Below are 9,363 nucleotides of genomic sequence, written 5' to 3' on the forward strand. Positions count from 1 at the left end.
GAGCCGCCCACCAGCGCGGTGGCGATGATGTCGGCGACCTCGGTGAACTCGGCGTCGCCGAAACCGCGGGTGGACAGCGCCGCCGTGCCGATGCGCAGGCCGGAGGTGACCATCGGCGGGCGCGGGTCGAACGGGACCGCGTTGCGGTTGACGGTGATACCGATCTCGTGCAGCAGATCCTCGCCCTGCTGACCGTCGAGCTCGGAGTTGCGCAGATCCACCAGCACCAGGTGCACATCGGTGCCGCCGGTGAGCACGCTGATGCCCTTGGCCGCCACATCATCGGCGGTGAGGCGCTCGGCGAGGATCTTGGCGCCGGACAGGGTGCGCGCCTGGCGGTCGCGGAACTCCTCCGTGCCGGCGATCTTGAAGGCCACGGCCTTGGCGGCGATGGCGTGCATGAGCGGGCCGCCCTGCTGGCCGGGGAAGACCGCGCTGTTGATCTTCTTGGCGAATTCCTGCTTGGCCAGGATCAGGCCGGAGCGCGGACCGCCGAGGGTCTTGTGCACGGTGGAGGAGACCACGTCGGCGTAGGGCACCGGGGAGGGATGCAGACCGGCGGCGACCAGACCGGCGAAGTGCGCCATGTCCACCCACAGGTAGGCGCCGACCTCGTCGGCGATCTCGCGGAAGGCGGCGAAGTCCTGATGGCGCGGGTAGGCCGACCAGCCCGCCACGATCACCCTCGGCTTGGCCTCGAGGGCGATGGTGCGCACCTCGTCCATGTCGACGCGGTGGTCTTCCTTGCTCACCCCGTAGGAGTGCACCTCGTAGAGCTTGCCGGAGAAGTTCAGCCGCATGCCGTGGGTCAGGTGACCGCCGTGCGCGAGGTCGAGGCCGAGCATCTTGTCGCCCGGGTTCAGCAGCGACATGAGCACCGCGGCGTTGGCCTGCGCGCCGGAATGCGGCTGGACGTTGGCGAATTCGGCGCCGAAGAGCTCCTTGGCGCGTTCGCGGGCGAGATTCTCCACCACGTCGACGTCTTCACAGCCGCCGTAGTAGCGCCTGCCCGGGTAGCCTTCGGCGTACTTGTTGGTCAGCACGCTGCCCTGGGCCTGCAGCACCGCGCGCGGCACGAAGTTCTCCGAGGCGATCATCTCGAGAGTGTCGCGCTCGCGGGCGAGTTCGCCTGCCATCGCGGCCGCGAGCTCGGGATCGAGCTCACCGAGAGACTGGGTATTGACAGAGGCGGTCGTCTGCGTCACCGGTCCAGTCTATGGGTGCCCCGGCCGAGGTCCTCCCAGGGGGTTACCGCCCTCGCTCGGCCGCCAGCAACGCCCGCAGATTCTCCTCGGCCTCGGCCAGCGGCCGCACCGATTTGGCGGCCCGCGCGACCAGCATCGCGCCCTCGACGCTGCTGACGAGGAAACCGGCCAGCGAGCGCGCCCGATCGGCCGGGATTCCGGAGCCCGCCAGTGCCTGCGCCAGGCGCCCGGTCCAGTCCTCGAACACGCGCGCGGCCGCCGCCTGCACGGCGGGTTCGGATTCGGCCAGCGCCGCACCGGCGATCGGGCAGCCCGCCCCGAAGTCGCCGGATTCGACCAGCCGCGTGGCCCAGCGCACCAGGGCCGCCGCCCAGTCCTCGGGGCCGCCCTGCGCGGTGACGCGGTCGATGTAGTCGGACATCCGCTCGCCCGCGACCAGCGTGGCGGCTTCGACCAGCTCACCCTTGCCCGCCGGGAAGTGCTGGTAGAGGGAGTTGCGCGAGGTGTTGGTCCGAGCGAGCAGGGCGGCCAGGCCCGCTCCCTGGACGCCCTGTTCGCGCACGAGAGCGATGGCGCCCTCGATCAGGCGGTCACGCGGCTTGTTGCGCATACGACTCCCCTGTCTTCCGTGCCGTCCTTCGTGGCCTACCGAACCACGCGCCGCGGCGCGCCGCCACCACGGTTGCGTGAACCGATCGGTCCATGTTGCAATCATGACAGATGTGGACCGATCGGTTCACCGAAAGGAACGACATGACTGCCACCGACAAGGCCGACCTCGTCGCGCTGTCCGGACTGGAACTGCTGCGCACCGCGTTCTCGCTCCCGGACCGGCCGCCGTTCATCGGCGACCTGCTCGGCATGGAGGTCGACGAGCTCGAGCACGGCAAGGTGGTCTTCGCGGTCCGCACCCGCCAGGACTTCGCGAATCCGCTGGGCACCACACACGGCGGCATCTGCGCGACCCTGCTCGACTCGGTCATGGCCTGCGCCGTGCACACCACCCTCGACGCGGGCGTCGGCTACACCACCCTCGAACTGAAGGTGAACTACATCCGCTCGGTCCCGACCGACGGCCGCAGGCTGATCGCCACCGGCACCACCATCCACGTCGGTCGCACCACGGCGACCGCCGAGGGCCGGGTCGTCGACGAGGACGGCAAGCTCGTCGCCCACGCGACCACCACCTGCGCCATCTTCCGCTGATCCGTCCACCCGCCAGGGCTCTGTCCACGAGCGCGTCGGATCGAGCCGCCGCCACGACGTCCGTCCGGCCCGAACGCCGTCGGCGCGGGCATTCCCGGCGGCGCTCTCGGCGCGCGGAGTGCGGACGCCGACGGCTCAGGCGACGCCGACCAGCTCCCGGCGCACCGCGGCGGGGGTGAGCGGTTCGTCGAGCAGCCGACGGAACCGTTCGCTGCGCTCGTCGGCGTCGGCGGCGCGATCGAGCCAATCGCCGAGCAGTTTGTAACCCTCCACGTAGGTCGAGATGTAGGCCCGCCACAGCGGCGAGGACAGGAACCGCAGCTGCTGGCGCGCCCGGTCCGGGGTGACCAGGCTCCAGCGCTGGAGGAACTCGGCCACTTCGCTCTCGTCTCGGCGGCGGTCGTGCAGCAGCAGCGCGGCATCCTGGCGGACCGACAGCAGTTTCGCCGAGGCGCGGGAGAGCCGCTGGGCGCGTTCGCCGTCGAACCGCAGTCCCAGGTCGGCGTAGATCTCCTGCGCCCACAGACCCCAGTCCGGTCCGACGATCGAGTGCAGCGCCAGGTCGGCCAGCCCCTCTGCCATCAGGCACTGCGGGGTGTTGACCAGGAACAAAGTCTGCTCGGCGTGTCCGGCGGCGACCAGGCCCGCCTCCTTGCGGCAGTGCTCGGTGTGGTGGCCGGGATAGGACTCGTGCGCGATCAGGTGCGGCAGATTCGCCATGTGCTGCTTCAGATCGGAGTTGATCGCGACGCGGGAGTGGTAGTTGCCGAGGTAGTAATTGAAGCCCGACCACGGCTTGTCACCGACGACCTCGTAGGTGACGTGCTCGTGGTCGGGCAGCGGGTAGCGCTCGCGCACCTTCTCGCGCAGCGCGCTCGAGAACGCCTCCACGCACGCCGCCAGCCGTTCCGGCGGAATCTCCTCCGAGCGCCGATGCGCGGCGATGCGCTCGGCCAGCATGCCCTCGCCCGCCAGCACCTCGTCCATCTGCCGGTGCGCCTCCAGGTAGTCCTCGGCCTCGCCGGGCGCGATGTCGACATCGAAATAGGCGCGCACCTCCTCGATGAAGCCGATGTCCTCGCCGGCGAACTTGCGTCCGGAGCATTCCAGCGCGCGCAGATGCGCGTCGAGGAATTCCACCCGCTGCACTTCGAGCCCGGAATCCGGTAGGGCGGAACGTAATTCGGCGGCTCTACGGGCCAGATCGTTCGGTTGCGGCGCGGGCGCGTTCTGCACCTCACGACGCAGGTCCGGGTCACCGGTGAAAGCGTCGACGAAACCCTCTTCGAGACGGTCGAACCCCAGACCGAGGCGCAGATAGTCGGTCACGAGCGGATGCGCAGCCATGCCCGTGACGATACTGCGCACGGGCGGCCTTGTCCGCCCGGTGTACCTGCGGTTACCTCCCGGTAGCGGTACCCCCTGTTCTCCGTGCCGAGACCCCGGAGGAGAATTCGCCTATGCGGCGAGAGCTGGTCCGGAAGTCACAGTGCCCCCACGGCATGTGTGCGTGTTTGCCGAAACGGAGCGTCGGGTAAGTGGCACGAATGAGCGAGCCGAGCCCCTATGTGGAATTCGATAGGAAGCAGTGGCGAACACTGCGCAACTCGACTCCACTGGTGCTCACCGAGGAAGAACTGACCGGCCTGCGCGGTCTCGGCGAACAGATCGACCTCGAGGAGGTCGCCGAGGTCTACCTCCCGCTCGCTCGACTGATTCACCTCCAAGTAGCCGCCCGGCAGCGTCTTTTCGCGGCCACCGCGACGTTCCTCGGCGAAAAGCACCCGGATCGGCAGGTGCCGTTCGTGATCGGCGTCGCGGGGAGTGTGGCGGTCGGCAAATCGACCACCGCCCGCGTGCTGCAGGCCTTGCTGGCCCGCTGGGAACACCACCCGCGGGTCGACCTGGTCACCACCGACGGATTCCTCTATCCCACCGCCGAACTCACCCGGCGCGGCATCATGCACCGCAAAGGCTTTCCGGAGAGCTACGACCGCCGCAAACTGCTGCGGTTCGTCACCGAGGTGAAATCGGGCGCGGCGGAGGTGTGCGCGCCGGTCTATTCGCACATCTCCTACAACATCGTGCCGAACGAAATGCACTGCGTGCACCAACCCGACATTCTCATCGTCGAAGGCCTCAATGTGCTGCAGACCGGACCGCGGCTGATGGTCTCGGACCTGTTCGACTTCTCCATCTACGTCGACGCGCGCATCGAGGACATCGAGAAGTGGTATGTACAGCGCTTTCTCGCGTTGCGCAAAACCGCCTTCGCCGATCCGGAAGCGCACTTCCACCATTACGCCGATCTGACCGACGAGCAGGCCACGCTGGCCGCGCAGGAGATCTGGAATTCGACCAACCGGCCGAATCTGGTGGAGAACATCCTGCCGACCCGCCCGCGCGCCACCCTGGTGCTGCGCAAGGACGCCGACCACAGCATCAACCGGCTGCGCCTGCGCAAACTCTGAGCCGACTCCGGCGCCCGAGATTTCTCCGGCGCCGCAGGCAGGCCCGGCTCACACGCCGAAGCGGCGGTGCCTGGCGGCGTAGTCGCGCAACGCGCGCAGGAAGTCGACCTTACGGAACTCCGGCCAGTAGACCTCGGTGAACCAGATCTCGGAGTAGGCGCTCTGCCACAGCAGGAAGCCCGACAGGCGCTGCTCGCCGGAGGTGCGGATGACCAGGTCGGGATCGGGCTGGCCCGAGGTGTAGAGGTGCTGACCGATCGCGTTGACGGTGATCGACTGCACCAGGTCCTCGCCGGTCTCACCCGCGGCGATCTCCTGGCGGACCAGCGATCGCACCGCGTCGGCGATCTCCTGGCGACCGCCGTAGCCGACGGCCACGTTCACGTGCACGCCGCGACGGTCCTCGGTCTGCTCGGCGGCGGTGCGCAGCCGCTTGGCGATCAGCTCGGGAAAGCCGACCAGCGAGCCGACGATGCGCACGCTCCAATCCCGGTCGATCGCGGACAATTCCTCGACCACATCGGTGATGACCTCGAACAGGGTCTCGAGCTCTTCGGGATCGCGTTGCAGGTTCTCGGTGGAGAGCAGGTAGACGGTGACCATCTCGATTCCGGACTGCGAACACCATTCGACCAGCTCGGCGATTTTCAGCGCACCGACCCGATGGCCGTGGCTGACGTCGGTGAATCCGTTCTCGCGAGCCCAGCGTCTATTGCCGTCGCACATCACGGCGACATGGCGGGGATGTTGTTTTCCGGCCAGCTGCTTGGACAATCTGGCCTCGTAGATGCGATACGGAAGACCACGCACCCGGTTCCGAAACTCCACGGCGACCAACAGTACGCCTCATCGCCGCGAACGCATCAGCGGCGGCGATCACACCGCTGGACGGTGGTGCGGCAGGTAAACCTACGCTACCGTAAGTTACTCATCGGTTTACAGGAGGTACGTCCCGTGTCCGACGCAACCGATACCACCGACGCGGCGTTGCTGGGCGCCTCGCCCGCCGAGGCCGTCGAGGCGCTGGCGAAACCGAGCATGCGCGGCTGGATCCACACCTGGGCACTGGCCGTCTCCGCGGTCGCGGTGGCGGTACTGGTGTACGTCGCGGCGGGCATCTCGGCGGCAGCCGGATGGTCGACGCTGGTCTACGGTATAACGGTCTGCCTGCTGTTCGGCATCAGCGCCGTCTACCACCGGGTCACCTGGAAGTCGCCGCGTACCCGGATCAGGATGAAGCGCGCCGACCACTCGATGATCTTCCTGTTCATCGCGGGCAGCTATACGCCGTTCGCGGTGCTCGGGCTGCCCGACCACACCGGTCGGATCCTGCTCGCGGTGGTCTGGGCGGGCGCGCTGGCAGGCGTGGCGTTGAAGCTGCTGTGGCCGACCGCGCCCGCGTGGGTCGGCGTGCCGCTGTACCTGGTGCTGGGCTGGGCGATCGTGCCCGTGGCCGGAACCCTGCTCGACGCCATCGGCTGGACGCCGCTGATCCTTCTCGCCCTCGGCGGCGTCATGTACAGCGTGGGCGCGATCCTCTACGCCACCAAATGGCCGAATCCGTGGCCGCGGGTGTTCGGCCATCACGAGTTCTTCCACGCGGCGACCGTGCTGGCGGCACTGTGCCACTACATCGCGATCTGGATGGTCGTAGTGCGCTGAGCCGGTCGCGCCCGCCCATTGCGGCGGTCACGGCGATGGAGGCCACTATGCTCACTTGTCGTGTCCATCCAGTGCCGCATGTCACCGAGTGATCGCAGGCGCATGTCCGGAGCGGGTGTGCACTGGTCGTGATCGCCGAGCTCATCGCGTGGGCGTTACGGGCCCGCTGGGGGCTGGCCACCGTGGTCACCACCGCCAATCTGGCCGGCGTCGCGGCCATCCTCGCCCAGCTCTGGCTGAACGGCTTCCTCGGCCGGGTCGGACCGGACTGGCCGCCCACGCTGGCACTGCTCTCGATCTATCCGGCGATCGGCCTGGTGACCGGCATCGTGCTCGCGTTCCGTGATCGCACCGTCCACCTGAGCTGGCTCGACCAGAACCGGCGACCGACACCCGACGAGGCGCATCGGCTGCTGCGGCTACCGATCGTCGCCTCCGCCCGCGCACTGGCGCTGTGGATTCCCGGCGTGATCATCTCGGTGTCGTTGTTCGCTCAGTTCACTCCGGGTAACCATCCCGCGGTGTCGACGGCGGTGATCACCATCGGCGCCTTCGAATCGGCGGCGTTGACCTTCCTCATCGTCGACCGGATGACCCGCCCGGTGGTTCCGGTGGTCGCGCGGGTGCTCGGCGCGACGATGCACTGGAGTTCCTCGGTGCTGTCCCGGGTACTCGTGACCTGGGCGGTCTCCGGCGCGCTGCCGTTGCTGATGCTGATCGTCGTGCTCGCCGACCCGGTGCCCGCCGCACCCGACCAGATCCGTACAGCCCTGTTCCTGTCGGTGGTCGGCATCGCCGTCGGCGCGCTGGCGACCGCGTTCCTGGCCCGTTCGGTGGCAACCCCGATGCGCACGCTGCGCCTGGCGCTGGAGCGGATCAGCGAAGGCGAGACCGACGTGCGGGTGCCGGTGGGCAGCGCCAGCGAGATCGGCCGGCTGGAGAACTCGGTGAACGCGCTGGCCGCGAACCTGCGTGAGCGCGATCGGATGCGGGCGGTGTTCGGCCGCCACGTGGGGACCGAAGTCGCCGAACGCGCGCTGACCGGCGGGGCGAAACCGACCGGCGACGTGCGGGTGGTGTCGGCGCTGTTCGTCGATGTCACCGGCTCGGTGGCGCTGTCGACGCAACTGCGCCCGGAGGAGTTCGTCGACAAGCTCAACCGGCTGCTCGCGATCGTGGTGGCGGCCACCGAGGACAACAACGGCTTGGTCAACAAGTTCGAAGGCGATGCGGCGCTGTGTGTGTTCGGCGCGCCGGTGGCCCTGGGCGACGACGCGACCCCCGCCCTGCGCGCCGCCCGCCGCATCCGCGACGAGGTGCTCGCCTCCGGCGAACTCGACATCGGCATCGGCGTGGCGCGCGGTCCGGTTTTCGCGGGCGATGTCGGCGCCGCCAGCAGGCTCGAGTACACCGTCATCGGCGACGCGGTGAACGAGGCCGCCCGGCTGACCACCGAGGCCAAGCAGGCTCCGCGCCGCATCCTGGTCAGCGGCTCGCTCATCGAGGCCGCCGCCCCGCACGAACGGGTGAAGTGGACGGTCTACGAGCACATCCTGCTGCGTGGCATGACCGAGCCGACCGCAACCTGGACGGACCTGGACCTCACGCAGGACTCCGACGAGCCCTTCGGGGAAGTGCCCGAGCTCACGGCACGACAGCAGTCGGACAGCGGCATGACCGAAATACGTTCCGCCACAACAGAAGGCGAGCACCCCTAGGCCGGGGCCGAGCCGCGCCCATTCGGACCCGCCGGCCGACTGTCACGAGCAATGCCGCGAAAACTACTGCACCGCAACGCTATCCGGCGAGCGACTTGTGCAGCTCCGCCGCACCGGTGACCGGCAAGTCACAGACCGATCCACGGCACACGTAGGCAGCCGCGGCCGATCCGACCGGCCCGCGATCGGCCAGCAGCGGCGCGGAATCGGCGGGTCCGGCGATGATCACGGCGCCACCGGGAGCCGCGGAACGGGCCGCGGCCAGCAAGGGCTGGCCGTCCTCGGGACGATCCGCCGGCGTGGCGACGGCGACCTGGATCGGTCCGCGCAGCGCCGCCTCGGCGACGGCAAGCCACTGTCCCGCCGAGCGCGGGGCGCGTGCCAGTACGAGCGCGCCTCTGCGCAGGGTCTGCTCGACGGCCTCCCGGTAGACGGTGGCGCGGGCGGGCTCGGCGAGGGCGGACGCTGTCAGCAGCGCTTCGGCCAGCGACGACGCCCCCGCCGGGGTGGCGCCGTCGATCGGATCGCGCGGCCTGGCGACCAGCGTCTCGGCGTCGTCGGCGGTGTCGTACCAGTTGCCCGGCGACTCGGGGTCCGCGAAGTGCCGCAGCGCGCTGTCGAGGATGCGCTGTGCCTGGTCGAGCCACTCGGCTCGGGCCGTCACCTGATACAGGGCGAGCAGGGCGGTCGCGAGCCAGGCGTAATCCTCCAGCACGCCCGGCGACGCGCCCGCCTTGCCGCCGAGGGAGGCGCGGCGCAACCGGCCCTCGTGCACATGCTCGGCCAGCAGGAATCGCGCGCAGGTGATCGCCGCGTCGATCCACCCGGGTTCGCCCAGCGCGGCGCCGCCTTCGGCGAGCGCGGTGATCGCCATTCCGTTCCACGCGGTGACCACCTTGTCGTCGCGCGCCGGCTGCGGCCTGCGCTGTCGGGCGGCGCTCAGCACATCCCTTATCCGCTCGAAACGCTGTGGATCGTCCGGGTCGGTGTAGCGGGTCGGGACCGACGTGCCCTGCTCGAAGTTCCCGCCGGTGGTCACGCCGAGGATCTCCCCCGCCCACGCGCCGTCGATCGGTCCCAGCTCGCCGACCAGCTCGGCAG

Annotated in this window: 9 protein-coding genes; 4 read left to right on the top strand and 5 right to left on the bottom strand. The window is 69.2% G+C overall.

All coding sequences use genetic code 11. From position 1 onward, the window contains the following. Both glyA and ON26_RS22340 read right to left on the bottom strand, forming a co-directional pair. Positions 1 to 1,136: serine hydroxymethyltransferase (gene glyA, locus ON26_RS22335; protein ID WP_245545978.1), on the bottom strand; the 1,136-nt coding region annotated here is incomplete at its 3' end. Positions 1,137 to 1,248: 112 nt separating this feature from the next. Continuing rightward, on the bottom strand, positions 1,249 to 1,815 hold the full coding sequence (locus ON26_RS22340) for a TetR/AcrR family transcriptional regulator (protein WP_040798204.1): 567 nt from the start codon (positions 1,813 to 1,815) through the stop codon (positions 1,249 to 1,251). A 143-nt stretch (positions 1,816 to 1,958) separates the two neighbouring features. Between ON26_RS22340 and ON26_RS22345 the strand changes: the two genes are divergently transcribed. Then, the gene (locus tag ON26_RS22345) at positions 1,959 to 2,411 is read left to right on the top strand and encodes a PaaI family thioesterase (protein ID WP_040798209.1); all 453 of its coding nucleotides are present in this window, start codon (positions 1,959 to 1,961) and stop codon (positions 2,409 to 2,411) included. A 135-nt stretch (positions 2,412 to 2,546) separates the two neighbouring features. On the opposite strand, the gene ON26_RS22350 is transcribed toward ON26_RS22345, so the two are convergent. After that, a complete protein-coding gene (locus ON26_RS22350; RefSeq protein ID WP_040798205.1) occupies positions 2,547 to 3,758 on the bottom strand; it encodes a hypothetical protein in 1,212 nt (403 codons plus the stop codon). Between the two features lie 191 nt (positions 3,759 to 3,949). On the opposite strand from ON26_RS22350, the gene coaA reads away from it, so the two are divergent. Next, positions 3,950 to 4,882, top strand: a complete 933-nt coding sequence (coaA, locus tag ON26_RS22355; protein WP_040798206.1) for a type I pantothenate kinase — start codon at positions 3,950 to 3,952, stop codon at positions 4,880 to 4,882. Between the two features lie 48 nt (positions 4,883 to 4,930). Here coaA and ON26_RS22360 read toward each other — a convergent pair whose 3' ends face one another. Beyond that, on the bottom strand, positions 4,931 to 5,719 hold the full coding sequence (locus tag ON26_RS22360; protein WP_051027366.1) for an isoprenyl transferase: 789 nt from the start codon (positions 5,717 to 5,719) through the stop codon (positions 4,931 to 4,933). Between the two features lie 201 nt (positions 5,720 to 5,920). Between ON26_RS22360 and trhA the strand changes: the two genes are divergently transcribed. Then, complete coding sequence (trhA, locus tag ON26_RS22365; protein ID WP_051027367.1) at positions 5,921 to 6,544, top strand: PAQR family membrane homeostasis protein TrhA; 624 nt, start codon at positions 5,921 to 5,923, stop codon at positions 6,542 to 6,544. A gap of 128 nt (positions 6,545 to 6,672) precedes the next feature. Next, positions 6,673 to 8,262 carry an adenylate/guanylate cyclase domain-containing protein gene (locus ON26_RS22370; RefSeq protein ID WP_040798207.1) on the top strand — a complete coding sequence of 530 codons (1,590 nt, stop codon included), beginning with the start codon at positions 6,673 to 6,675 and terminating at the stop codon, positions 8,260 to 8,262. A gap of 79 nt (positions 8,263 to 8,341) precedes the next feature. Here ON26_RS22370 and ON26_RS22375 read toward each other — a convergent pair. Then, positions 8,342 to 9,363, bottom strand: a 1,022-nt coding sequence (locus ON26_RS22375; RefSeq protein ID WP_040798208.1) for a thioredoxin domain-containing protein, incomplete at its 5' end; no start/stop codon positions are given.

This window comes from Nocardia higoensis NBRC 100133 (genome assembly GCF_000308595.1).
Taxonomy (GTDB): Bacteria; Actinomycetota; Actinomycetes; order Mycobacteriales; family Mycobacteriaceae; genus Nocardia; species Nocardia higoensis.